Origin of the sequence: Lysinibacillus sp. S1 (assembly GCF_044986265.1) — a bacterium.
GTDB lineage: Bacteria > Bacillota > Bacilli > Bacillales_A > Planococcaceae > Lysinibacillus > Lysinibacillus capsici.
The window spans coordinates 831,218-853,788 of the sequence record NZ_CP173154.1 but is presented as its reverse complement, the minus strand read 5'-3'; the positions used below and the strand labels follow the sequence as shown (position 1 = coordinate 853,788).

Sequence of the window (22,571 nt, the reverse complement as noted above, 5' to 3'; positions counted from 1 at the left end):
AAAATTACGGATTTTTTTTTGATAAAATGAATCGCATTCGTTATGGCGACCGTCAGTAGTGTAGAAAGTAGGTGAGGGCAATGATGGCTATTGAACAGATAATCGAGGAGCACGGTGATTACTTACTAAAGGTCGCTTATCTATATGTAAAAAATAAGGCAACGGCGGAGGACATCGTGCAGGATGTGTTCATCGCCTTTTATCAAAAGCAGGGACAGTTTCGTCAGGAAGCATCCTTACGTACATATTTAGTGAAAATGACGGTTAATCGAAGTCACGATTATTTACGAAGTTGGAAAAGTAAACGACTGACATTGTTTGAAAAGATCACGGGGCGCACAACAGCTATGACACCTGAAAAGGAGATGCTAGAGAAAACTGTAAAAAAAGAGCTGGTAGAGGCATTGTTTACATTATCAGTTGCCTATCGAGAGGTCTTGATTTTGTATTATTTTGAGGAGATGTCGACAGTGGAAATTGCACAGCTTGTACAATGTCCGGAAGCAACGATTCGCACAAGATTACAGCGAGCTCGTAAACAATTAGCAACAGCAATGGGTGACTTTGATTGGGAGGTGCTACGCCATGAATCAATTTAAAGAGGAACTATTAAAGGAGCTACAAGATGTCAAGCTCTCACAGCAGCGCAAACAGGTAATCACGGAGAAAGCACGACGAAAAGTTCAACGTAAAGCAGATGGTCAATGGACGTATCGCATCGTGTTCGCAACCTTTACTATTTTTGTTATCGGTTTTAGCTATATCCTGACACAACAGAAGGGGCAACAGAGTTCAGGCCATCAGGCGGCTAGCCTACAGTCGGATAATTGGCATTGGTGGTCACTATTTGCTTCGGATTATGTAAGAGGAATGATTTTACTGAGCATTTTTATAGGCGCTACATTTATTGTCAAACGCTATCTATTGAAAAAGGGGTATGGTTTACCTGTTTGTATTGAATGTGGGGAGAGTTGGTCTGAGAAGGATGCACGTAAATTATATCGCAAAAATAGTGAAATTGTGTGCCCTCATTGTGGACAAAAACAATATCGCACAAAAAAATCCATGCAAATCAGTGGTGTAATGACGATGCCAGTGCCACTGCTGATTATGCTACAGCATGTTTTCCATCATTTTGTTATCGGTCTCATTTTCTTTTTAGTGGGCATGCTCTTCTACCATTATCAAATTGCGCCATATGTGTTTAAGCTACAAGAGAAAGACCCGATGAATGAACCTTTATGGTAATGATTTTGGCAAGAAATTGCTAGGCTAATCTAGCAATTTCTTTTTTTATTCTAAAATAGATTGACAATGGTTTTCATTTGCTTTATCTTTGTGTTAACTTATTTTTATTATTAGTTAACGCACAAGGGGAGGCTTTTTACATTGAAAAAAGGAAGTACATATCAATATGTGTTAGCAGCATTTGGGGCAGCAATAATCGCAGTTTTAGCACAGGTAACAATCCCACTACCACTTATCCCGATTACAGGTCAAACGTTAGCGGTTGGAATTATCGTGACGATTTTAGGGACAAGATTAGGCACGTTATCTGTTCTATTATATATTTTACTAGGGGCAGCAGGTTTACCTGTATTTAGCGGTATGTCAGGTGGACTAGGAATTTTAGTTGGTCCAACAGGTGGATATATTGTAGGCTTCCTTGCCACAGCCATTATTATGGGCTTATACTTAGATAAATTTGGTATTACGTTTACTCAAGCTATTATTGCGAATATCATTGGGATGATTGTTACATTAGCGTTTGGGACAGTGTGGTTAAAAATTGTAGCAGATTATACATGGACAGCTGCCTTTATGGGTGGTGTTGCACCATTTATCGTGGTTGGTATCGTCAAAGCGGTACTTGCAGCATGGATTGGTGTGATCGTTCGACGTCGCTTAGAAAGAGCGCACTTAATTGAAGCAATAGCATAGGACATGGGAGGAATTGTTTTGGCAACATTATGGACAGGTGGTAAGATTTACACGATGGCTCAGGTTGGTGAAACAGTGGATGCAGTCCTTGTTGAAGATGGAAAAATTGTGGCGACAGGCTCAGTGGAGAGCTTGTCGCCACTAGCTGCTTCTATCCAACATTTAGAGGGTAATATCATGTATCCAGGCTTTGTCGACAGCCATTTACATATTATTGGCTACGGAGAAAAACTCAAGCATCTTGATGTATCGGCAGTTACGAGTAAAGAGGCGTTACTTGTGAAGCTTCAGGAGCGAATGGCTGAGGCGTCAGCACATGAATGGGTCATTGCGATTGGACTAAATGAAAACCAATTTGAGGAGCCCGTTTTTCCGACCTTAGCAGAGCTAGATGCCCTTGGAGATGCTCATTTAATCATTAAACGGAGCTGTCATCATTTGATTCTAGCCAATTCCAAGGCACTCGCTTTTGCAGGAATTACAAATAGGACTCCTTCGCCAGAGGGGGGTGTCATTGACAAAGTAGATGGTCAGCTCACAGGGATCCTAAAGGATGCTGCATTGTATTTAATTGTTAACCAGATGCCACATATCACACCTGCTTATATTGAGGATGCACTGACAAAGGCGGTGACCTCATTGCAATCCTATGGTTTAGTAGGGGGACATTCAGAGGATTTAAGCTATTATGGACCGCCAAGCCAGCCGATTCAGGCTTATCGCAAAATAGTAGAGGCACAGCAATCCTTTAAGGTGCATGTATTACAGCATCATACAGTCTTTGAAGAGGTTGCGAAGATGGATTTAGCTTCCTCACCATTTTTGGAGTTTGGTGCGATGAAAATTTTTATTGATGGAGCCTTTGGAGGTCGTACGGCTGCACTACGTCAGCCTTACTGCGATGATTCGGACAATGCAGGGATGCTTATTCATACAACTGAGCAATTAACAAGCTATGTTCAGCTGGCACGTCAATATGGACAAACCGTTGCCGTGCATGCCATTGGGGATTTAGCAATCGACACGATTTTAGACGTTTTTGCGGCATATCCTCCTCAGGAAGGTCAGCTTGATCGCGTAATTCACTGTAGCTTAGTCGATGAGGAACTATTAGCCAAGCTAGCTGCATTACCAGTGGCAGTGGATATGCAGCCGCAGTTTGTACAGGGAGAATACCAAGCAGAGCTATCGAGACTTGGAGAGGAGCGCGCACAGGGCTTACATCCTTTAAAATCGCTTCTTGACAGAGGGCTGATTGTCGCAGGCGGCAGTGATGCGCCAATTGAAGTGCCAAACCCGTTGCATGGTATTTATGCGGCTGTCACTAGAAGAAATTTTGAGGAAACACATGATGGCTATAACCCTCATGAGAAAATTTCCCGATTTGAGGCAGTCCGTTTGTATACAGTAGGAGCGGCTGAAATCATTGGACAGCAATTGATGCGTGGCAAAATTGCAGAAGGCTTTGCTGCAGACTTTACGATTTTACAAGAAGACGTTTTTACGGTAGAGATGGAGCAGCTTCCACACATTCAAGTCGCATGTACGGTTGTGAATGGTCAGATAGTATATGAAAATCGCTGAGAAGGTTATCCTTCCCAGCGATTTTTTTATGGGACTATTGTTTGTCAGTTAATTGTTTTACTTGTTGTTCTAGGGTCGACACACGTTTTGATAAGTCCTCTACTTGCTGTTGCATGGTTGGTGGAGGAGACACAGGGGCAGTGGATTTCATTTTTTTGATCATATGGATCATTACGAAAAAGATCGCTAGAAACATACATAAAAGAACGGTTGTACTAATGATATCACCAAGGTTGAATTTCATGTTTGCGCTCCTTTCTGTAGCGGGTATCTAGTTATATACAGGGTAGCCTGCTAAAAAGTTTCAAAAAAATGGTGAATGTCACGATTAATACAAAAATTGACGCCTACTTTGGTGTAGAGGAGTGCTATTTTATTGGCTTCGAGGAATGGGTCATAGCAGTCAAAACATACGTTAGTAGTGAGCGATTTTAACAGCATGATAGGGGTGAGTATGTGCACAAGGCAGGACAAGTAATGCGACAGGCTGTCCATAATATTTATGTTTATCGATTCGATTATGTACAGGTTTTCGCATTAATTAGAATCTTTCAGTTTTTATTAATGATCCCTGTAACCTCTATCGTTTTGAAGCTCATGCTACGAGTAACAGGGTTTACACATATTACTGAGCAAAATTGGCAAAGCTTTGTTACGCATCCCTTTGTGATGATAATGATTTGTCTATTAATTTTGCTGTTTTTATTATTTGTATATTATGAGATGGGCTTTCTATTTCTCATGGCCTTTCATCAGCAACGAGGACTTCGCTACCGATTTCTTCCTTTATGGCAACAATTAAATCGCAAGGTTGTCTATTTTTTTAGTGTGCAAGTTCTATTTCTCATCGTCTATTTAGCACTATTAATGCCACTAGCTTCCTTTATACTACCCCTTACATTGACTCAATCCATCTCCCTACCACATTTTCTAACTGAAGAAATCATGAGTAGTCGAGCGGGTAGGCTAGCATATGCTGCGGTGGCAAGCATTATCGTGATGATAGGTATTCGAAGCATCTTAACGTTACCCATCTTTACAATCCAGCCGAACATCTCTATTTTGCGTTCTTTTAAGCAAAGCTGGCGATTTTCCAAGCGTGGATTATTTGAACTAGTCGTGCTACTAGCTATGCTTTTAACAGGTCATCTGTTGATGATGCTTGGTATCACAGTGGTCGCTACGTTTCCCCTCTATTTAATTGAACGTTTAATGCCAAGTGCAGCCTTGGTTACGGCTGGGCTGACACTAGCCTTTTTAGAAATGGTCTTTGTGGTGCTATTTAGTTTATTACAGGCGATGTTTTCACAAGTTATGGTCGCCATCACGTATAATACGCTAGTTATAGGCAAATTGAGCGGGACTACACATCGGAAGCGGCGCTATAAGCCATTACTATTGATCAGTGGCATTGTGTTTCTCGTATTAAGTATGATGAATATCAATTCATTAGAGAAAAGTGTCTATGCGCCAGATACCAAAATTATTGCCCACCGCGGCTATGTAGCAGGCAATGTAGAAAATACAATTAGTGGATTGGTGAGTGCAGCCAATGCGGGGGCAGATTTAATTGAAATCGACATTCAACAAACGGTGGATGGGGAATTCGTCGTCTTCCATGATCGAACATTACGAAGGTTAGCAGGTAAAAATGGTGTTATTGCGAATATGACCCTGAGCGAACTAAAAACGTTAACCATTCATCAAAATGGCTTTAGCGATAAAATTGCTTCATTAGATGATTGTATTGAAATTGCCAAAGCGTTAGATGTGGCGCTTCTAATCGAATTAAAGGTGCATGGTCAAGAAACAGAAGATGTTTTACCTAAATTAGTAGAGAAGCTACGAAAATACAAGGTGCTAGATTCCTATTATGTGCAATCCGCTGATGGACAGAAAATGACGCAATTAAAAAAATTGGTGCCGAATTTGCGAGTCGGTATTGTCTATGCACTCAATATTGGACCGATGGAGGAAAATGTTGATTTTATCGCACTGGAGGAATCCTGGGTAACGGAGCAGCTTATCCAAGAATTGAAGCAACATCCGACCGATTTATTTGTTTGGACACTCAATGACGACCGCTCCCTGCAAACTTTTATCGAAAAAAATGTCAGCGGCGTCATCACTGACCACCCCGACGTCGCCCGTGAGCTAAGAACCCAGCAAAGCGAAAACCAGTATTTCTTACAGCGCATCCTGAATCGTCTGAGATTTATCTTTTGATCGGGGGAGAATAAAATTGCGAAGAAGCGAATATCCGAAAGCAAAGCACCGCCATCTAGTAAATCGAATATTCAAGAGAAGTCGCTCGCAAATCGCTATCGCTCAAAATGAGGAAGCAAAGCTCTAGCCATAAAAATGGAGACAGTTTGTAACCTTTTTCGTGTGAACACGACTACTTTATTGAATTCGGGAAAATGAAGGAGATGCTTTTTGTATGAAAATGACGAAAGTCGTACCATTTGCTATGTCAGCATTATTATTAGGGGGCGCGATTGGAGCTCCAACTGCATCAGCGAACGAAGGAGAGGCTACTGTGATTAACGCAGAAACTTCGGAGCAACAAGTGCAGTCTATTTTTATTAAAGTGACAGGTACAGTTGAAAACGTAGAAGTACGTGAAAATGCCACATACTATACAGTGGTTGATGGTGACAATACAAATATTGTGATTGCCAATAAAGACTCATTAGTTTTTGACAATATGGGAAAAGAAGCCAAGCTTCAAAAAGGAGATAAGGTGTCAGCTTACTCATATGCCAAGAAGCCGATGCTTGCGATTTATCCACCACAATACAACCCAGAAGTAATCATTGTAGAAACAGAAGAAATGGGTAGCGTGGAAGTGGATTTCTTCAATAAAGATTTAGTGGATACTGAAAATAACCTCAAGTTAAATGTTGGGGAAGACACGAAGCTAGCAAGTGCTACTGGCAAAGCTGTGAAAGTGGACGATTTAAAAGAGCAACATTTAGTGGTGTTCTACACAATCGCAACGATGAGCATCCCTGCTCAAACACCGCCATCAAAAGTGATAGTATTAGATACAATTGAGAAGGAAGAGCCTGTTGAAGTGGATCCAGTTCCAACACCAGAACCAGCTCCAGTTGATTCAGCGGTTCAAGAAATTATCAATAAAGACTTTTACGAAGTAGATGGGACAAAAATGGTGCCGCTACGCTTAATCGCTGAAAAGCTAGGCTTTAAAGTAGAAGTAACGCCAAAAGGTGCCATTGTTTCAAAAGGAGCCCTTTCGTATACAATTACGCGAGGTCAAAAAGAATATGGTTATAATAAAGCGCTTCGCCAATTTAAAGTAGCCCCTGCTTTATTAGAATCTGGCAAAACATACGTACCTGTTGAATTTGTAGAGGAATTAACAAAATAATCTCGTCATCTCCCTTTATGGTTTCTACCATGAAGGGGGATTTTTTATGGGAAAAAATAGTTGTAGAAAAATATTTTAAAAAAGGTTTTAGAGAGCAGTTGGAGACAACTGAAATTGGTTTTTTGTGGAGTTTTCATTTTACGCTTAAGAGAAATAAGTGGCTTTAGAGAGAAAAAATCATACAGAAAATAAGATTCAGAGTATTGACAATTGTTAAACTATTATTTAAAATTCAAAACAAATCCACATAAATACAGAAATAAAGTGTTGGATTTGTGGATTTTGTTGGATTTAACTTTGTGTTTGGAGTGATGATGTATGTCTCTTTCGTTTGAGGAACGTAAAAAAGTGATTTTAGATATTTTAGATTTAGAAGGAAAAGTGAAGGTAAGTGATGCAGAGCAGCTATTAAATGTATCAGGCGAGACTATACGTAGAGATATGGATCGATTGGAGAAGGAAGGGCTTCTACACAAAGTCTATGGGGGGGCTGTGAAGGCAAAGGAAAAGTATGAGAGGACCTTTGAACAGAAAACGTCACTTAACAATATAGAGAAGAGAAGGATTTGTAAGGCTGCTGCAAGTATTGTGGAAGACGGTGATGTTATTTTTATCGGTCATGGTACAACAGCCTATGAAATCGTTCGTTATTTAGGTGATAAGCCCAACGTCATTGTCGTCACAAATTCACTCCCAGTTCTATCATTAGCCGCAGAATGCTTTCAAGGGAAGGTGCTCTTTGCGGGAGGAGAATATGAACATCGACAAAAATTTATGGGAGGTCCATTAGCTGATTTATTTTTTAATCAACTAAAGGCAAATAAAGCCTTTGTTGCTGCAGGCGGAATTTCGTTAGCAGATGGTATTACCGACTATGATATTACGGGCGCAGCGATTTCAAAGAAATTAATAGAGCGGGCAGAAAATACGATTATTTTAGCAGACCATACGAAATTTGGTGTCTCTACATTTGCGCATATTTGTCATTTAGAGGACGTTTCGATGGTGATTACAGATCAAAAGAGCTCCACACAATGGCAGGAACGATTACAGCAGAAAAAAGTGGAATTATTCATTGCAGGTGAAATGTTGGATGACGTCAATGTATAGGAAGGTGGAAACTATGGACTATTTTGCAAATAAACAGGCAACCTTACAAAAATCAATTGACTGGTGGAATCCAGGAAAAACGAAACAGTGGCAAATCGATGGTGTCGATGTCGTTATCGGGAAACGAGAGGGCTATTATTTCTACGATGTGGATGGCAAAAAATTAATGAATGCGCATCTCAATGGCGGAACATATAACCTTGGCCATCGTAATCCAGAAGTCATTGCTGCATTAGTGGAAGGAACCAATTATTTTGACATTGGTAATCATCATTTTCCATCTACTGCACGTGCACAGTTAGCTGAAAAATTAGCAGCCTGCACACCAGAAGGCTTAACATATTCTATTTTCTCTAGTGGTGGAAGTGAAGCAATTGATGTGGCTCTAAAGTGTGCGCGTTATGCTACAAAACGTAAAAAAACGATTTCCATTAAAAATGGATATCATGGACACACAGGTCTTGCGGTTTCGCTTGGCAATGAACGCTATTCAAAACCATTTTTAAGTGAGGGCAGTCCCCATGAATTTGTGCACGTACCATTCAATGATCTTGCGGCAATGGAACGAGAGCTTGCTAGAGGGGATGTAGCTAGCGTAATTATCGAGACTATTCCTGCGACATATGGTTTCCCCTTGCCCACTGCTAATTACTTGGCTGATGTCAAATCACTTTGTGAACGATACGGGGCATTATATATTGCAGATGAGGTGCAAACGGGCTTAATGAGAACAGGTAAGCTGTGGGGAATTGAGCATTATGGGGTGAAACCGGATATTCTGGTGACAGCAAAGGGTCTAAGTGGCGGTATCTATCCAATTGCAGCTACAGTGGTCAATGAACGAGCAGGCGGCTGGATGGAAGAAGATGGACTAGCTCATATTTCTACATTTGGTGGAGCAGAACTAGGTTGTGTAGTGGCGATGAAAGTATTAGAAATCTCCCAACGTCCTGAAGTAGTAAAGAATGTAGAATATGTTGCTCGTTATCTACGAAGTGGTTTAGAGCGTATTCAACAACAATATCCTGATTTCTTTGTGGGCATTCGTCAGCTTGGCGTTGTTATGGGCCTAGAGTTTAATCATCCTGAAGGGGCTAAATATGTGATGAGCTCCTTGTACAAACATGGTGTATGGGCCATTTATTCAATGCTGGATACACGTGTGTTGCAATTTAAGCCAGGGCTATTATGTGATAAAGCATACTGTGATGAATTGCTTGAAAAATGTGAGGCGGGCATTAAAGAAGCAGCGCAGCTTGTAAAATTTGCACGCTATTAAAGGAAAGAAAGCTTGTCAATTTAGTAAACAGGGGGTTTTCTAGATGGGTCAAATGGATTTCATAGATTTAGAATTGGTCCTTTCCAACTTTCATCAAGCAGCAAATGATGCATTAAAGGAGTTTAGTTGTTTACTAGAAGCATCTTGTAAAATGATTGATTATTCCGAAAATGCGACGTATCTCGTAGAAGATGGGCAGGGCAAAAAATATATTCTGAGGATCAGCCGACCAAATTACCATAAAAAAGAGGAGATCGAAGCGGAGATTGCCTGGTTAAACTCGCTCCATGAGCAATCTCCTATTGATGTATCACTACCGATGCGAGCAGATGACGGTGACTACGTACATGCTCATTCGTATAATGACACGATCTATTATAGCACATTATTTACATTTTTGGAGGGCAATGCTCCTGATGAGAATAATGAAGATGACTTAATTCAGCAATTTGAAACATTAGGCGAAATTACAGCCATGTTCCATAAACACACAATCGAGCAGCATGATTATTACCAAGCCTTTCAGCGCATGACATGGGACTATGACACGATTCTAGGTCAATCTCCAAAATGGGCGAGATGGCAGGATGGACTAGGAATGACCCCTGCACGAATCGCTTTATATGAGGAAGCATCACATATCATTCAAAAGAAGCTTGAGGCATTTGGGAAAGAGAAAACACGATTTGGTCTTATCCATGCGGATTTACGCTTAGCTAATTTACTCATCTATGGAGACGAAATTAAAGTGATTGATTTTGATGATTGTGGTTTTGGGTGGTTTTTATATGATTTAGCCACATCGGTGAGCTTTATTGAGCACATGCCGTATCTTGATGAGTTGATCGCTTCATGGCTTAAGGGCTACAGCAAAATTCGATTATTAACAGACGAAGAAAAAGAAATGATTCCAACTTTTATATTAATGAGAAGACTACAGCTTATTTCGTGGATTGGAAGTCGTGATAATGAGACAACGCGCTTACTTGGTGAAAATTACACGCTTCAGAGTGATGATTTAGTGAAAGCTTATGTAGAAAAGTATCAAGACTGTACCAACTAAATAACGATAAAAGGTGGCGAATAACATGTCTTCGAAAAAGGATGAAATCATCGTATTAAAGAAAGCCCTTACACCCATCCATTTATGGACAATTGGCGTCGGCATTGTGATTTCTGGTAACTACTTTGGCTGGAATTTTGGTTTAAGTCAATCTGGTTTTTTAGGAATGCTCATTGCCACATTATTTATGGCGATTATGTATTTAACGATGACCTTAGGTATTTCTGAATTATCGACGATGTTACCTTATGCAGGAGGACCTTACTCCTTTGCTCGACGGGCGATGGGGCGTTATATCGGTTTTATTACAGGAGTTGGTGTCGTGCTGCAATATGTCATTGCCGCACCAATTATCGCGATTGGTATTGGGGGCTATATCAGCTTTTTGTTTCCAGCCGTACCGACAGTGGTGGCAGCTGCCTTTATGTATGCTCTGTTCATGGGGGTTCATATTATTGGCATTAAAGAATATGCCACGATCGAAATGGTGCTTGTTTTTATCGCTTTAGGCTTACTAGTCTTAATGTATTTCGTTGGTTTACCGCAAATTAATGTGGGCCATTTATTCCCTGAGAATGGCGATCTTATACCAGGTGGATTTAAAGGAATCTGGTCAGCATTGCCCTATGCGATGTGGCTATTCCTAGCAATCGAGATGTTGCCTATGTTATCGGAGGAGACGAGAGATGTGCAGAAGGACATGCCGAAGGGGTTAATTTCAGGTATGGTGACTTTGCTGATTTTATCCATTTTGACAACAACTGTTGCCATTGGGCTAGCTGGCATCGATGTCATGACGGTTGCTGAAGATCCATTGCCAGCAGCGATTGCCGCTGTTTTTGGAAATACGTATTGGTTGGCGCAGATTTTAGCATCTGTTGGCTTAGTAGGACTAATTGCAAGCTTTTCAGGTGTGATTTTGGCTTACTCTCGTCAGGTCTATGCTTTATCACGTGCAGGCTATTTGCCAAGCATGTTATCGAAGATGCATAAAAAGCGTCAGACACCATATATGGCCATTATTTTGCCAGGCTTTATCGGGTTAGTGTTAGTCATTTTATTTAATCCAGATGATTTAATTTTAATTTCTACATTTGGGGCATTAGTATCGTATATTACGATGAATTTATCGGTGTTGATTTTGCGTAAAAAAGAACCTCATTTAGTACGTACCTTTAAGACACCGCTGTATCCATTTACGCCTATTGTCTCACTTGTGCTAGCCGTCATTGCTATCTTTGCGAGCTTCTTTGCGAATTTGACTTTTTTCATCGTTTGTTTGGCTGTTTTTGCTGTGGCAACGATCTATTATTGGGTGTGGGCAAGACACCATATTAACGAGGATGCACCAGAGGAACGCTTTGCGAAGGACGCTACAGTGCAGGTAGAGGTGCAAGCACCAGTATCGCCAATAGAGGCTATACGAGAATAAATAAAGGGATGGGTTTTTCTATGACAAAAGTGGAATGGGTCATTTTTGATAAGGATGGAACAATCATAGAAATGGATTCTTTATGGATTGCCTGGGCCAAAAATTTATATGCTAATTTAACTGAAAATTCAGACTTAGAGATCTATTTTTCCTTACAAACTTTTTTAAGAAACATAGGGGTTAATGACAATGGAACAACGATTGACCCAACGAGTCCTCTAGCTATTGGAAGTATACAAGAAGCTGAGACGATCGTAGCGTTCTTACTCTATCAGCAGGGAATCCCATGGAGCAGAGGGGTAACACTTGCGAGAGCAGCTTCCAACTTAGCCACATCGCAGCAGGAAAATAGCAAGGTACAGGCATTACCAGGTATTCGTAATCTCTTAATAACCTTAAAAAATAAAGGGATGAAATTAGGGGTGATTACAGCTGATCAAACGGCACGAGCCAAATCACATTTACAACAGCTAGAGTTATTAGCTTTGTTTGATTTCGTTCTAGGAAGTGACCAAGCTACATCCAGTAAGCCCTTCCCAGACTTAGCATATGTGGCAAAGGAACAATTTCAAGTATCGCTTGAGAAAGCCGTGATGATTGGCGATTCGAATGCAGATATGCTCTTTGCTAAAAATGCTGGCATGTGCTTTTCAATTGGCATCATTCCTAGTGCCACATACCCAAAGGATTATTTACCTGATGCAACCGCAATTATTGAAGCGTATGACGAATCTGTTCTCACCATGCTAATCGAAAAGGAGTGAGCATATGGACAATCAGCTAATTGCCAAGATTACTGAATTGGTATTGGAAAAACTAACGCAAGGCTCTCAGCCTGAACAAGCTTCTAAAACGTTATCAAATGAGGAATTACAGGAATGGCAATCATTTCGATTAATAAAAGAAAACCAACATCAGACGCAGCAAACAACTGCCCCTGCATATGTAGCATTATCTACGCATGAATTACAGCATTGGCAAAGTCTGCACCAGCAATCATCAGGCACTGTCTCTGTAGCTAATTCGAGCGACTTAATTGCCCTAAAAAAATTTACATGACGGGAGGTTCGTCATATGGTGAGAGACCAAGATTTGGTTTCGATACAAGAGGCAAGAGACGGAATAGCAGCCGCTTCGATTGCGCAAAAAATGTATGCCAGCTTTACGCAAGAGCAGGTCGATCGAATTGTAGAGACCATTGCCCAAGCTGCTTATAAACAGGCAGAAAATCTTGCTGTATTAGCTGTTACGGAAACAAAGATGGGCATTATTGAACATAAAAAAATAAAAAATGAGTTGGCTTCTCAAGGTGTCTATGAAGCCATTCGGCATGAAAAGACAATCGGCATTATACATGAGGATAGGGTAGCAAGGCAGGTGGAAATTGCTTATCCATTCGGTGTTATTGCGGCAATTACACCTGTCACGAACCCGACTGCTACAGCCATTTTTAAAACGCTAATTGCCTTAAAGTCGCAAAATGCCATTGTCTTTAGTCCTCATCCAACAGCAGTCAACTGCACCATCGAGGCATTGAAAATTTGTCAGCAGGCAGCCGTTCGTGCAGGGGCGCCAGAGGGACTTATTCAATGGATTAGCCATCCAACAATAAAAGGAACAGAGGAACTTATGCATCATCGTGATGTACAGCTAATTTTAGCAACTGGTGGAGCAGGGCTTGTCAAAGCTGCCTATAGCTCAGGGAAACCAGCCTATGGTGTTGGCCCTGGGAATGTTCCTGTCTATATTGATCGCACAGCAAATGTGAACGAGGCAATGAAGCAAATTATCGATAGTAAATCATTTGATAATAGTACGATCTGTGCCACAGAACAAGCTATTGTCGTACATCAGGAGGTCAAAGCACAGGTGATGGCTGCTTTAGCAGAAAATGGGGCCATCCTTCTAAGTGGGCAGGACAAGGAAAAATTAGCAAAGGTGATTTCACCAGTAGCTCGTACATTAAATAGCCAAATTGTCGGGAAGCCAGCAACCGTAATAGCCCAAATGGCTAATATTGATGTCCCTCGACATACACGCGTATTAGTCGCGGAGGAACATCAGATTGGGAAGGAGTATCCATTTTCCATGGAGAAGCTTTCTCCCATCCTAGGTCTTTATACGGCTCGTTCGCAGGAAGAAGCCGTAAAGATTTGCCGTCGCTTGCTTGACGTTGGAGGGAGAGGACATAGCCTGGCTATTCATGCACAGGACGAACATTTTGTTAAGCAGTTTGCCGCTCAAATGCCCGTGTCCAGAATAGTAGTCAATACTTTAGCATCTGTTGGGGCTGCAGGCGGTACGACAAGTTTAACGCCTTCCTTTACATTGGGCTGTGGGGCCTATGGGGGAAATATTACGAGTGATAATATTTCTGCACATCATTTATTAAATAAAAAAAGAGTGGCCTATGGTGTGAAGGCACTAACGATTCCACCCCCAAAGCATCCACAAAATATACAGGCTCCAGCGATGCAAGCAATTGAAGGGGTGTCTATTGACAGGTTGTCCATTGAAAAGATTGTAGAGGAAGTACTCACAAAGCTAAGTAATTAGAGGAGGAAAAGGAAATGAGCGTAGAGATAAATGGAGCTTTAGGCATGATTGAAACAAGAGGCTTAATCGGATCAATTGAGGCGGCAGATGCCATGGTAAAGGCAGCAAACGTCAATATTGTAGGGAAAGTACATGTTGGTGGCGGCATTGTGACGGTGCTGGTGACAGGTGATGTCGGGGCAGTCAAGGCAGCGACGGATGCAGGCTCTGAGGCCGCACGTCGGGTAGGTGAGCTATTATCGGTACATGTTATTCCACGCCCTCATTCAGAATTATACGCAATTTTACCTAAGTGAAAAGTGAGGGATTGTGATGACAAACAATCAAATACATGCCACTGAAGTTACAAATCAAAGTATCCCGATTGCGATTTCTGCCCGTCATTGTCATGTTAATGAGGAGGATTTCTATTATTTATTTGGTAGAGACGCAGCTTTACAGAAATGGAAGGAACTTTCCCAGCCAGGTCAATTTGCTTCACAGCATGTTCTAACGATTAAGGGACCCAAAGGCCAAATTGACAAGGTTCGGGTTTTAGGCCCATTTCGCACTGCAACCCAAGTCGAAATCAGTCAAACGGATGCCATCAAGCTTGGTGTAACACCACCGATTCGTATGTCAGGCGACTTAGAAAAATCTGAATCAATCACATTGATTGGACCTCATGGAACTCTCCATAAAACACAAGGATTGATTATTGCACAAGCACATATTCATATGGCTGTATCCAATGCTGCTGCCTTCAATGTCCAAGATAAGGAAATCGTGACGGTTGAAATCTGTGGGGATGGACGTCAGCTCCGATTAATGAATGTGGTTGTGCGTGTCTCCTCAGCATTCGTCCTTGAGATGCATGTAGATACAGATGAAGCGAATGCCGCCGCTCTTCAACAGCATTCAATTGGCAAGCTTATCAAAATGGAGTGACAGGTATGGATATAAAAGAATTACAGAGAATCATCGAAGAAGTAGTCATATCGATGATGGATAAAAAGCATAAAAGACTTTTGCTTGTCCATTCTCATACGACCATTTCTAAGAAACAGGTGGACGTATTACAAAGCTATTGCCATGTTGAGGAGTGGCAGGCAAATGAAGCCACAAGTCCCACTCAGCTATTCTACGATGCTATTGTTTTTCTCGAAGTGGATCAAGCATTTATCGTCAGCAGTGCCCAAGGCTTGCCTACTACACCGGCAGCCTTGTACCTGTCTGAGTTGCTGGTTAGCAATCAAACAGCAATTTTAATTCCAAATGAAAAATTATCTGCTGTTGTCACAGCAAAGGAACCGAATCCTTACATGAAAATGTTGCTGAATCATATAGAGCGCTTAAAGGAGTTTGGCTGTGACATTCAGTTATTTGCACAGCTTATTCGATTTTTAAAGCAGCAAGAGGAACCGGCTCGTTCGACTATAGTGGCAAACTATTTGACAGCAGAGATGCTTCAATCGTACAAGGGGCAACGGCTGACACTACCTGCCCACACAAAACTTACACCACTAGCACAAGAAATGATTCAGGAAAAAGGAATGACGATACAAAGATATTAGCAGGAGTGTTGTTACATGATGAAATCGATTGGTATTGTGGAGACAAGAGGACTTGCGATTTCAATACGAATCGCAGATGCTATGCTTAAAGCAGCGGATATTCGAATACTTCGACAAGAAACCATCGATTTGGCTCTAGTAACCATTGCCATTGAAGGGGACACAGCGGCCATTCAGGAAGCGATAGCCATTGGTACACAACTAGCTAAAGCAGCCAACCAATGGATTGCCTCTTCAACTATTTTAAGGCCAGATATCGCGGTGAATGGATTAGTAACAGAAATTGCGAAAAAGCCAAGTACTTAAAATGAATAAAAGGAAAGGTGGAGGAACGAGTTGAAGGTCGATTTAACAGGGAAGGTTGTCATAGTTACTGGTGGTAGTAAAGGAATTGGGAAGGGGATTGCTACCGTATTTGCTGAACAGGGTGCTCATGTGGTGATTGCAGCAAGAGGTATGGAAGCTGCCACAGATGTAGCAAATCAATTACAAGCGCAAGGATTCTCCGCTTCTGCTGCCACTGTTGATGTTGAAAACTATGAATCTGTTGAAAGCATGGCTACGGAGGTTGCTAGCTCTTTTGGTTCCATCGATATTTTATGTGCCAATGCTGGTATTTTTCCCTCGATGAAACTAGAGGACATGACGACGGACCATTGGGATCAGGTATTAAATGTCAATGCCAGAGGAACGATGTTTGCTGTCAAAGCTTGCGTGCCCCATTTAAAGAAAGCGAATGCTGGCAGGGTCATTATTACCTCGTCGATAACGGGTCCAGTGACTGGTTATGCTGGATGGACACATTATGCCGCAAGTAAGGCAGCTCAATTAGGGTTTATGCGGACTGCGGCTCTTGAATTAGCACCCTATCATATTACGGTCAATGCCGTGTTACCAGGAAATATCGCAACAGAAGGCTTAGATGGTCTTGGTGACACCTATCTACAGAAGATGGCGAAGGCGATTCCATTTGGCAGCCTTGGTCGTGTGGAGGATATAGCGTATGCTGCATTGTTCCTTAGTAGTAAGGAGGCAGGCTTTATTACGGGTCAATCGATCATTATTGATGGTGGCCAAACATTACCTGAAGATGCAGAGGCATTTTAATAGAAGGAGGGATACGAAATGAATTTAGGCGCATTAGGAATGATTGAAACAAAGGGCTTAGTGGGCTCTATTGAAGCAGCTGATGCAATGGTCAAGGCTGCCAACGTGAATATTGTTGGTAAAGTCCATGTGGGTGGCGGTATTGTCACGGTGCTTGTTCGTGGGGATGTAGGGGCTGTGAAAGCCGCAACAGATGCAGGAGCAGCAGCTGCACAACGTGTTGGAGAGCTATTATCTGTACATGTGATTCCGCGACCACATGCAGAATTGGAAGCGATTTTAAAAATGCAATAATGAGTGAGGTGGCTATATGAATGAACAAGCAATAATAAAAATTGTTAATGATGTCATAGCCGAATTACTACCTAAAAAAGAAGCAGCTCCTACACCCAATGAAATTCCTATAGGTATCTCAGCAAGGCATATTCATTTACAACAAGAGCATGTCGAGCAGCTATTTGGCAAAGGTGCTACGCTGAGTGTAAAAAAAATGTTAGCTCAACCCGGTCAGTTTGCAGCACATGAAACGCTACAGGTGGTGGGACCAAAAGGAAGCATCCAAAATGTACGTGTATTAGGTCCAGCTCGCACCTTCACACAAATTGAAATTAGTCATACAGATGCCATTGCCCTAGGAATTCAACCACCTTTGCGTGAATCGGGAGAAATTGCTGGCTCAGCTAGCTGTATACTGGTAGGACCTAGAGGAAGTTTGATTTTACAAGAAGGGGTCATTATCGCACAAGCACATATTCATATGGCACCTGCTGATGCACAGCAGTTAGGGGTTCAGAACGGTCAATACGTCTCCGTTAAGGTGCAAGGGCGACGTCCCATTACCTTTGAGCAAGTGAAAATTCGTGTGGCTGATCACTATCATTTAGAAATGCATATTGATACAGATGAAGCAAACGCAGGCTTCATCCAACAGGGTGAAACGGGTACAATTATAACAGGCAAGATGGCAGGAGAGCCTTACAATAACTTCGTCAGTCCTCCAATTGAAATTAACCACAAGATTATAACGGCAAATGATGTAAGCCGTTATCAAGGTGAGACAGTGATAGTCCCCAAAGAGGCAAGGTTGACGGCACTGGCGAAGGAGGCCGTGGAAAAATTAGAAATTGAACTTCAGTTTCACGAAAAAGGATGAGGATGCATGCGGATAGGAACAGTGGTCGGAAATATCTGGGCAACACGTAAAGAGGAAGGGCTACAGGGATTGAAATTACTCATTATCCAGCCAATAAAGCTGGATGGTCAACTGAGTGATGAACAAATTGTTGCGGCAGATCGTATAGGTGCAGGTGTGGGAGATAACGTCATTTTAACAATGGGCAGTGCTGCTGTACGAAGTTTTTCTACGTCCAGTATTTGTCCAATTGATGCCATTGTTGTTGGCATTATAGATGGCACAGATGAATCGTGAGGTGAGCACAGTGACAGAAGCGATAGGAATGATCGAAACGTATGGCTTGATTGGCTCCATTGAAGCTGCGGACGCCATGCTAAAGGCAGCCAATGTCCAATTAGTGAAACAGGAGCTAGTAGACGGTGGTATCGTAACCATTATTGTCGAGGGAGATGTTGGTGCAGTACAGGCTGCGGTTGATGCTGGTAAAGCGGCAGCAACGCGAACGAGCAAGCTACTAAGCGCACATGTAATTCCACGAGCAGCCAATGAAGTATTCACAGCGATTATTGATGAAACACAGCCGATAAAAGCGACGGAGGCAGCAGCCAAAAAAACAAGCACTCGCCAGAAGCCTCAACAAACAAAACTTGTAGAGGATGAGCAGGCAGATAAGTAGTCGATGAATCTATGTTGTTAGGAGGGGGAGGCAGATGAGCTTTAGGCGACCCAAAATCGCAATCATTGGCGCTGGACATACAGGTGCAACCGTAGCGTTAATGGTCGCACAGAAACAGATCGGGGATATTGTGCTTATCGATTTACCAGACTTCGAAAATGCAGCGAAAGGGAAGGCATTAGATATTCTCCAAGCTGGACCAATAGAAAGATTTAACGTACAGGTGACGGCTACTTCAAAGTATCAGGAAATAGCTCATGCTGATATTGTGGTTATCACGGCAGGTATTGCAAGAAAGCCTGGCATGACACGGCAGGATTTAATTCATACAAATGCGGCAATCATCCGCACGGTAAGCGAACAAATCAAACGTTATGCGCCAACTAGCTATATTATCGTCTTAAGTAACCCTGTCGATGCCATGACCTATGTTTGTCTGGAAACAACGGGTTTTCCCAAAAATCGTGTCATGGGACAATCAGGTGTTTTAGATACAGCGCGCTTTAATACCTTTATCGCACAGGCTCTTCAGCTTGCTGTCGAGGATATATCGAGCTTCGTTTTGGGTGGACATGGCGATGAAATGGTGCCACTCGTTCGCTATACGTATGTCGGAGGAATACCATTAGAAAAATTAATGCCACAAGCACAGATTGAGCAATTAGTGGAGCGAACGCGAAAAGGTGGAGGCGAAATTGTCGCCCTACTTGGCAATGGCAGTGCTTACTATGCCCCAGCTGCCGCCATTGTCCAAATGATTGAAGCGATTGTGAAGGATCAACGGAAAGTAATGCCCATCATTACGTATTTACAGGGCGAATATCAAGTAGACAATGCCTGCATTGGTGTCCCTGTTGTTTTAGGGGGAGCTGGTATTGAAAGTGTAATTGAATTGCATTTAAACGAAGAGGAACAGCAAGCATTTAATCATTCGGTTCACCAAGTTTATCAAACATTAGCCTATATCAAATGATGCGAGCGCATGACACCATCTAATAGTGGCATGTATTAGATGGTACTTTACATAGTTGAGGCACCTTACGATGTTGTAAAGGTGCTTTTTGTTGTGCAAAATTTTCTTTTAATGGAAGATCGTTTTCTGTACAATTAAAAAAGTTACTACTGATGCACAAAGGAGGATACGATGAAACAAGCACTCATCATTATCGATATACAGGAGGCTTTCTTTCTAGATGGCCAGCAAAATCTTTGGAACAGTGAAGCTATTATCAAAAATATTAATGCCTCCATTACATGGGCACGGCGCAACGAAGTACCCGTTATTTTTATTCAGCATACAGACGCAGATGATGTGGATTTTGCATTAGGTCAACCAGGCTGGGAACTGTATCATGGATTACTTAGACAGGCGGAGGATCAAGTGATTCAAAAAACAACGTGGGACGCTTTCTATCAAACGGAGCTTGCAGCTTATTTACAAGCGCATCACATCGAGCAATTGATTTTCGCGGGTGCTCAAACAGAGTTTTGTCTTGATACAACAATCCGTAGTGCTTTTAGTCATGGCTACCATCATAATGTTTTAATAGAAGATGCACATAGCACCTTAGATAGTAATGTACTGGCAGCACCACATATTATTCAACATCACGAATCCATTTGGCATAATCGTTTTGTGCGGATTCAGTCAATTGGAGGATTCCAACATGCTGATTGATCAGAAAGAGCTCCAGATAAAAGAGCTATCCTATACAATTCGCTGTGCCCGACGCGAAGATGCCCAAGCCTTATCAGATTTACGCTTGCAATTAGACGGTGAAACGGAAAACTTCGATCGTGAACAGGGCGAGGCATTGATTGATCGAGCAGGCTTTGAGCAGCTTATTCAACAGGATAGCGAAAGCTCAAAAAATTTATGTTTAGTAGCGGTTGTCGGTGATCGGATCGTTGGGTTCTCAAGATGTGAGGGCTCTCCACTCAAAAGGCTTGCCCATAAAGTAACCTTTGGTGTTGGAGTCAGTAAAGAGTTTTGGAGCTATGGCATAGGAAAAGCCTTGCTGCAAGAATCCATTGATTGGGCAGATGCCAATGGTGTTCGCAAAATAGCACTAGAAGTGTTAGAAACCAATGAGAAAGCGATACAGCTCTATAAAAAAATGGGCTTTTTAGTGGAAGGCATTCTGAAAAATGATAAATGTCTTGCAGATGGCAGGTTCTATCATACGATCATTATGGGAAGATGGCAGGAATAGCATCGGAGAAGGAATTTAAAACAGCATGACAAATTTTATGTATATCTTTTGTTTGATTGTCTGGGGTCTTAATTTTATTGCAGTCAAAATTCAAGGAACGCCAGTCAGTTTAGAATTATCTTTAACCTATCGTTTAGTCATGACAGCCCTTTTATTTTTCATCCTTGCTTGGTTCTTGAAGCCACAGGGTAAACCACAACAGGGCGACGTACCTTTTATCATCGTTTTTGGCGTTTGTAATTTTGCATTCAGCTATTTAGCGCTGTATTATGCGACGATATGGAGCTCGGCTGCTATTGTCACATTAATTTTTTCATTAAAAGTCATACTAACACCCATCGCTCTACGGATATTTCTCAAGGAGCCATTGCATCGTCGTGTTTTAATTGGCGGCATTTTAGGTGTCATCGGCGTGGGGGTGCTGATTTATCCATCTTTACATAATATGGAGTTAAAAGGAGTGTTAATTGCCTTCGTAGGGACTATCCTAACAGCCATTGGGGATGCAAGCTCTGCCAGGAATGCCAAGCATCAAATCAACCCGATTTATGCGAATGCCATTGGTTTTGCAGTGGGTAGTGCAGTCATGTGTGCCATTGTTTGGCTACAGGGACAAACAGTCGTAATACCCAAATCCTTTACCTACTTATCAGCGCTCTTGTATTTAACGCTTATTGCATCCTTTTTCGCATGGTTATTTTACTTAAAACTAGTCGAACGAATTGGAGGGGCAAAAAGTGGCTATATGGTTGCATTATTCCCCGTGATTGGTGGTATTGCGTCTGTTGTCATCGGCGAATCAACACTCAGTATTTATTTAATCTTAGGCTGTCTTTTTAGCTGCATTGGAGCTGCGATTGCCTTAGGCTTTAAAATTAAGCCTATTTTACGATGAACGAAAACCCCTTTCCCTTCATAAACTAGAGAAGAACGCTTGAAAAGGGTGAGGGACAAAATGTCATTCGTTCCATTGAATGCAATGGGTATCAGGAGAGAAAAAGATGAGGATCACTGGGACATTGATCGCTGGGAAAATGATGGTGGCAGAAGCCTAGAGGCGTAAGGGAGACAGAAATTTGTCTCCCTTTAAATATTTTTGAAACCTTTTGATCAATTGCTCGTATGATAAGTAGACAAGTTTTCATTGTCAGCTATAAAAAAGGGAGAAATGATTTTTTTGAACCATTGAACAAAACGATTACTATTCATTATTTACGTGATTGTCATTGCGGATGCGTATTACACAACGCTCTATATTGAACCAAAAACACCGCCGCAACACCAAACCATCAAAGCAACAGCCATCACGGTAGACCAACTACGGTAGCAAGCCTCACAAAAGGAAGCGGACAACCCGTCGTTTGAAGCCTTTTTGCTTCAAGCAATTTCTTCAAAGCGTGGTCCAGGAATTGGTGATGCAAGAAATATTCGTAGAAGCACGAACTCCAAAGCGTGTCTATTTACATTATCAACAGCTACGTTGCTGACACCCTGTACATTTACAGGGTTTTTTTAATAGGAGGAGCAAAAT

29 protein-coding genes are annotated in these 22,571 nt (G+C 41.8%); 28 read left to right on the top strand and 1 reads right to left on the bottom strand.

Annotated features, from left to right (window positions below; all coding sequences use genetic code 11):
* Nucleotides 1-80: 80 nt before the first annotated feature.
* The 4 genes from ACHZEU_RS04665 (at nt 81) to ACHZEU_RS04650 (ending at nt 3,525) form a co-directional block, all read left to right on the top strand.
* Complete coding sequence (locus ACHZEU_RS04665; protein ID WP_103117878.1) at nt 81-599, top strand: sigma-70 family RNA polymerase sigma factor; 519 nt, start codon at nt 81-83, stop codon at nt 597-599.
* Nucleotides 586-1,248 (top strand): TIGR04104 family putative zinc finger protein, encoded by a 663-nt coding sequence (locus ACHZEU_RS04660; protein WP_404804087.1) that lies wholly within the window; start codon nt 586-588, stop codon nt 1,246-1,248. The genes ACHZEU_RS04665 and ACHZEU_RS04660 overlap by 14 nt, the downstream gene beginning before the upstream one ends.
* 141 nt (nt 1,249-1,389) lie before the next feature.
* Complete coding sequence (locus ACHZEU_RS04655) at nt 1,390-1,941, top strand: biotin transporter BioY (RefSeq protein ID WP_004229030.1); 552 nt, start codon at nt 1,390-1,392, stop codon at nt 1,939-1,941.
* A gap of 18 nt (nt 1,942-1,959) precedes the next feature.
* Nucleotides 1,960-3,525 carry an amidohydrolase gene (locus ACHZEU_RS04650; protein WP_281216612.1) on the top strand — a complete coding sequence of 522 codons (1,566 nt, stop codon included), beginning with the start codon at nt 1,960-1,962 and terminating at the stop codon, nt 3,523-3,525.
* Nucleotides 3,526-3,559: 34 nt separating this feature from the next.
* Here ACHZEU_RS04650 and ACHZEU_RS04645 read toward each other — a convergent pair whose 3' ends face one another.
* Nucleotides 3,560-3,769 carry a hypothetical protein gene (locus ACHZEU_RS04645; protein WP_048390417.1) on the bottom strand — a complete coding sequence of 70 codons (210 nt, stop codon included), beginning with the start codon at nt 3,767-3,769 and terminating at the stop codon, nt 3,560-3,562.
* Nucleotides 3,770-3,837: 68 nt separating this feature from the next.
* Between ACHZEU_RS04645 and ACHZEU_RS04640 the strand changes: the two genes are divergently transcribed.
* From ACHZEU_RS04640 to ACHZEU_RS04525, 24 genes are all read left to right on the top strand, one after another.
* Nucleotides 3,838-3,960 carry a hypothetical protein gene (locus ACHZEU_RS04640; RefSeq protein WP_255409659.1) on the top strand — a complete coding sequence of 41 codons (123 nt, stop codon included), beginning with the start codon at nt 3,838-3,840 and terminating at the stop codon, nt 3,958-3,960.
* Between the two features lie 21 nt (nt 3,961-3,981).
* The gene (locus ACHZEU_RS04635; protein WP_404804086.1) at nt 3,982-5,751 is read left to right on the top strand and encodes a glycerophosphoryl diester phosphodiesterase membrane domain-containing protein; all 1,770 of its coding nucleotides are present in this window, start codon (nt 3,982-3,984) and stop codon (nt 5,749-5,751) included.
* A 214-nt stretch (nt 5,752-5,965) separates the two neighbouring features.
* On the top strand, nt 5,966-6,916 hold the full coding sequence (locus ACHZEU_RS04630; protein WP_305193788.1) for a stalk domain-containing protein: 951 nt from the start codon (nt 5,966-5,968) through the stop codon (nt 6,914-6,916).
* Nucleotides 6,917-7,234: 318 nt separating this feature from the next.
* Entirely contained in the window at nt 7,235-8,026 is a 792-nt protein-coding gene (locus ACHZEU_RS04625) for a DeoR/GlpR family DNA-binding transcription regulator (RefSeq protein ID WP_004229022.1), read from the top strand.
* A 13-nt stretch (nt 8,027-8,039) separates the two neighbouring features.
* The gene (locus ACHZEU_RS04620) at nt 8,040-9,305 is read left to right on the top strand and encodes an aspartate aminotransferase family protein (protein ID WP_004229019.1); all 1,266 of its coding nucleotides are present in this window, start codon (nt 8,040-8,042) and stop codon (nt 9,303-9,305) included.
* A gap of 43 nt (nt 9,306-9,348) precedes the next feature.
* On the top strand, nt 9,349-10,368 hold the full coding sequence (locus tag ACHZEU_RS04615) for a phosphotransferase enzyme family protein (protein WP_269898676.1): 1,020 nt from the start codon (nt 9,349-9,351) through the stop codon (nt 10,366-10,368).
* Nucleotides 10,369-10,393: 25 nt separating this feature from the next.
* Entirely contained in the window at nt 10,394-11,800 is a 1,407-nt protein-coding gene (eat, locus tag ACHZEU_RS04610) for an ethanolamine permease (RefSeq protein WP_048390427.1), read from the top strand.
* A 20-nt stretch (nt 11,801-11,820) separates the two neighbouring features.
* Nucleotides 11,821-12,564, top strand: a complete 744-nt coding sequence (locus ACHZEU_RS04605) for an HAD-IA family hydrolase (protein WP_004229012.1) — start codon at nt 11,821-11,823, stop codon at nt 12,562-12,564.
* A gap of 4 nt (nt 12,565-12,568) precedes the next feature.
* Nucleotides 12,569-12,859, top strand: a complete 291-nt coding sequence (locus ACHZEU_RS04600) for a hypothetical protein (RefSeq protein WP_004229009.1) — start codon at nt 12,569-12,571, stop codon at nt 12,857-12,859.
* Nucleotides 12,860-12,874: 15 nt separating this feature from the next.
* The gene (locus tag ACHZEU_RS04595; protein WP_374805979.1) at nt 12,875-14,356 is read left to right on the top strand and encodes an aldehyde dehydrogenase family protein; all 1,482 of its coding nucleotides are present in this window, start codon (nt 12,875-12,877) and stop codon (nt 14,354-14,356) included.
* A 14-nt stretch (nt 14,357-14,370) separates the two neighbouring features.
* Nucleotides 14,371-14,652 carry a BMC domain-containing protein gene (locus tag ACHZEU_RS04590; protein ID WP_004229005.1) on the top strand — a complete coding sequence of 94 codons (282 nt, stop codon included), beginning with the start codon at nt 14,371-14,373 and terminating at the stop codon, nt 14,650-14,652.
* A gap of 16 nt (nt 14,653-14,668) precedes the next feature.
* The gene (pduL, locus tag ACHZEU_RS04585; protein ID WP_404804084.1) at nt 14,669-15,283 is read left to right on the top strand and encodes a phosphate propanoyltransferase; all 615 of its coding nucleotides are present in this window, start codon (nt 14,669-14,671) and stop codon (nt 15,281-15,283) included.
* A 5-nt stretch (nt 15,284-15,288) separates the two neighbouring features.
* Complete coding sequence (locus ACHZEU_RS04580; protein ID WP_404804083.1) at nt 15,289-15,909, top strand: hypothetical protein; 621 nt, start codon at nt 15,289-15,291, stop codon at nt 15,907-15,909.
* 15 nt (nt 15,910-15,924) lie between these two features.
* Nucleotides 15,925-16,215, top strand: coding sequence for a BMC domain-containing protein (locus ACHZEU_RS04575; RefSeq protein ID WP_048390435.1), 291 nt, complete (start codon nt 15,925-15,927; stop codon nt 16,213-16,215).
* Between the two features lie 30 nt (nt 16,216-16,245).
* The gene (gene fabG / locus ACHZEU_RS04570; RefSeq protein ID WP_016995121.1) at nt 16,246-17,016 is read left to right on the top strand and encodes a 3-oxoacyl-ACP reductase FabG; all 771 of its coding nucleotides are present in this window, start codon (nt 16,246-16,248) and stop codon (nt 17,014-17,016) included.
* 18 nt (nt 17,017-17,034) lie between these two features.
* Nucleotides 17,035-17,310 carry a BMC domain-containing protein gene (locus ACHZEU_RS04565; protein ID WP_048390439.1) on the top strand — a complete coding sequence of 92 codons (276 nt, stop codon included), beginning with the start codon at nt 17,035-17,037 and terminating at the stop codon, nt 17,308-17,310.
* A gap of 16 nt (nt 17,311-17,326) precedes the next feature.
* Nucleotides 17,327-18,169: a phosphate propanoyltransferase gene (gene pduL, locus ACHZEU_RS04560; protein WP_066037475.1), complete on the top strand. Its 843-nt coding sequence runs from the start codon at nt 17,327-17,329 to the stop codon at nt 18,167-18,169.
* A gap of 6 nt (nt 18,170-18,175) precedes the next feature.
* The gene (locus ACHZEU_RS04555; RefSeq protein WP_016995124.1) at nt 18,176-18,445 is read left to right on the top strand and encodes a EutN/CcmL family microcompartment protein; all 270 of its coding nucleotides are present in this window, start codon (nt 18,176-18,178) and stop codon (nt 18,443-18,445) included.
* Nucleotides 18,435-18,827, top strand: coding sequence for a BMC domain-containing protein (locus ACHZEU_RS04550; RefSeq protein WP_112117870.1), 393 nt, complete (start codon nt 18,435-18,437; stop codon nt 18,825-18,827). Before ACHZEU_RS04555 ends, ACHZEU_RS04550 begins: the two co-directional genes overlap by 11 nt.
* Before the next feature lie 34 nt (nt 18,828-18,861).
* Nucleotides 18,862-19,800: a malate dehydrogenase gene (gene mdh, locus ACHZEU_RS04545; RefSeq protein WP_048390446.1), complete on the top strand. Its 939-nt coding sequence runs from the start codon at nt 18,862-18,864 to the stop codon at nt 19,798-19,800.
* 171 nt (nt 19,801-19,971) lie between these two features.
* The gene (locus tag ACHZEU_RS04540) at nt 19,972-20,505 is read left to right on the top strand and encodes a cysteine hydrolase family protein (RefSeq protein ID WP_404804082.1); all 534 of its coding nucleotides are present in this window, start codon (nt 19,972-19,974) and stop codon (nt 20,503-20,505) included.
* A complete protein-coding gene (locus tag ACHZEU_RS04535) occupies nt 20,495-21,040 on the top strand; it encodes a GNAT family N-acetyltransferase (RefSeq protein ID WP_404804081.1) in 546 nt (181 codons plus the stop codon). The genes ACHZEU_RS04540 and ACHZEU_RS04535 overlap by 11 nt, the downstream gene beginning before the upstream one ends.
* Before the next feature lie 25 nt (nt 21,041-21,065).
* The gene (locus tag ACHZEU_RS04530) at nt 21,066-21,935 is read left to right on the top strand and encodes a DMT family transporter (protein WP_048390452.1); all 870 of its coding nucleotides are present in this window, start codon (nt 21,066-21,068) and stop codon (nt 21,933-21,935) included.
* A gap of 477 nt (nt 21,936-22,412) precedes the next feature.
* A complete protein-coding gene (locus ACHZEU_RS04525; RefSeq protein ID WP_279494655.1) occupies nt 22,413-22,556 on the top strand; it encodes a hypothetical protein in 144 nt (47 codons plus the stop codon).
* The last annotated feature ends 15 nt before the right edge of the window (nt 22,557-22,571 follow it).

Coding starts and splice junctions, on each gene's coding strand:
- pduL (WP_404804084.1), top strand. CDS start 14,669: ATGACAAACAATCAAATACATGCCACTGAAGTTACAAATCAAAGTATC.
- ACHZEU_RS04615 (WP_269898676.1), top strand. CDS start 9,349: ATGGGTCAAATGGATTTCATAGATTTAGAATTGGTCCTTTCCAACTTT.
- ACHZEU_RS04640 (WP_255409659.1), top strand. CDS start 3,838: ATGGTGAATGTCACGATTAATACAAAAATTGACGCCTACTTTGGTGTA.
- ACHZEU_RS04575 (WP_048390435.1), top strand. CDS start 15,925: ATGATGAAATCGATTGGTATTGTGGAGACAAGAGGACTTGCGATTTCA.
- ACHZEU_RS04605 (WP_004229012.1), top strand. CDS start 11,821: ATGACAAAAGTGGAATGGGTCATTTTTGATAAGGATGGAACAATCATA.
- ACHZEU_RS04550 (WP_112117870.1), top strand. CDS start 18,435: ATGAATCGTGAGGTGAGCACAGTGACAGAAGCGATAGGAATGATCGAA.
- ACHZEU_RS04620 (WP_004229019.1), top strand. CDS start 8,040: ATGGACTATTTTGCAAATAAACAGGCAACCTTACAAAAATCAATTGAC.
- ACHZEU_RS04660 (WP_404804087.1), top strand. CDS start 586: ATGAATCAATTTAAAGAGGAACTATTAAAGGAGCTACAAGATGTCAAG.
- ACHZEU_RS04535 (WP_404804081.1), top strand. CDS start 20,495: ATGCTGATTGATCAGAAAGAGCTCCAGATAAAAGAGCTATCCTATACA.
- ACHZEU_RS04625 (WP_004229022.1), top strand. CDS start 7,235: ATGTCTCTTTCGTTTGAGGAACGTAAAAAAGTGATTTTAGATATTTTA.
- ACHZEU_RS04565 (WP_048390439.1), top strand. CDS start 17,035: ATGAATTTAGGCGCATTAGGAATGATTGAAACAAAGGGCTTAGTGGGC.
- ACHZEU_RS04630 (WP_305193788.1), top strand. CDS start 5,966: ATGAAAATGACGAAAGTCGTACCATTTGCTATGTCAGCATTATTATTA.
- ACHZEU_RS04555 (WP_016995124.1), top strand. CDS start 18,176: ATGCGGATAGGAACAGTGGTCGGAAATATCTGGGCAACACGTAAAGAG.
- ACHZEU_RS04590 (WP_004229005.1), top strand. CDS start 14,371: ATGAGCGTAGAGATAAATGGAGCTTTAGGCATGATTGAAACAAGAGGC.
- ACHZEU_RS04595 (WP_374805979.1), top strand. CDS start 12,875: ATGGTGAGAGACCAAGATTTGGTTTCGATACAAGAGGCAAGAGACGGA.
- ACHZEU_RS04530 (WP_048390452.1), top strand. CDS start 21,066: ATGACAAATTTTATGTATATCTTTTGTTTGATTGTCTGGGGTCTTAAT.
- mdh (WP_048390446.1), top strand. CDS start 18,862: ATGAGCTTTAGGCGACCCAAAATCGCAATCATTGGCGCTGGACATACA.
- ACHZEU_RS04665 (WP_103117878.1), top strand. CDS start 81: ATGATGGCTATTGAACAGATAATCGAGGAGCACGGTGATTACTTACTA.
- eat (WP_048390427.1), top strand. CDS start 10,394: ATGTCTTCGAAAAAGGATGAAATCATCGTATTAAAGAAAGCCCTTACA.
- ACHZEU_RS04540 (WP_404804082.1), top strand. CDS start 19,972: ATGAAACAAGCACTCATCATTATCGATATACAGGAGGCTTTCTTTCTA.
- ACHZEU_RS04580 (WP_404804083.1), top strand. CDS start 15,289: ATGGATATAAAAGAATTACAGAGAATCATCGAAGAAGTAGTCATATCG.
- ACHZEU_RS04600 (WP_004229009.1), top strand. CDS start 12,569: ATGGACAATCAGCTAATTGCCAAGATTACTGAATTGGTATTGGAAAAA.
- ACHZEU_RS04645 (WP_048390417.1), bottom strand. CDS start 3,769: ATGAAATTCAACCTTGGTGATATCATTAGTACAACCGTTCTTTTATGT.
- pduL (WP_066037475.1), top strand. CDS start 17,327: ATGAATGAACAAGCAATAATAAAAATTGTTAATGATGTCATAGCCGAA.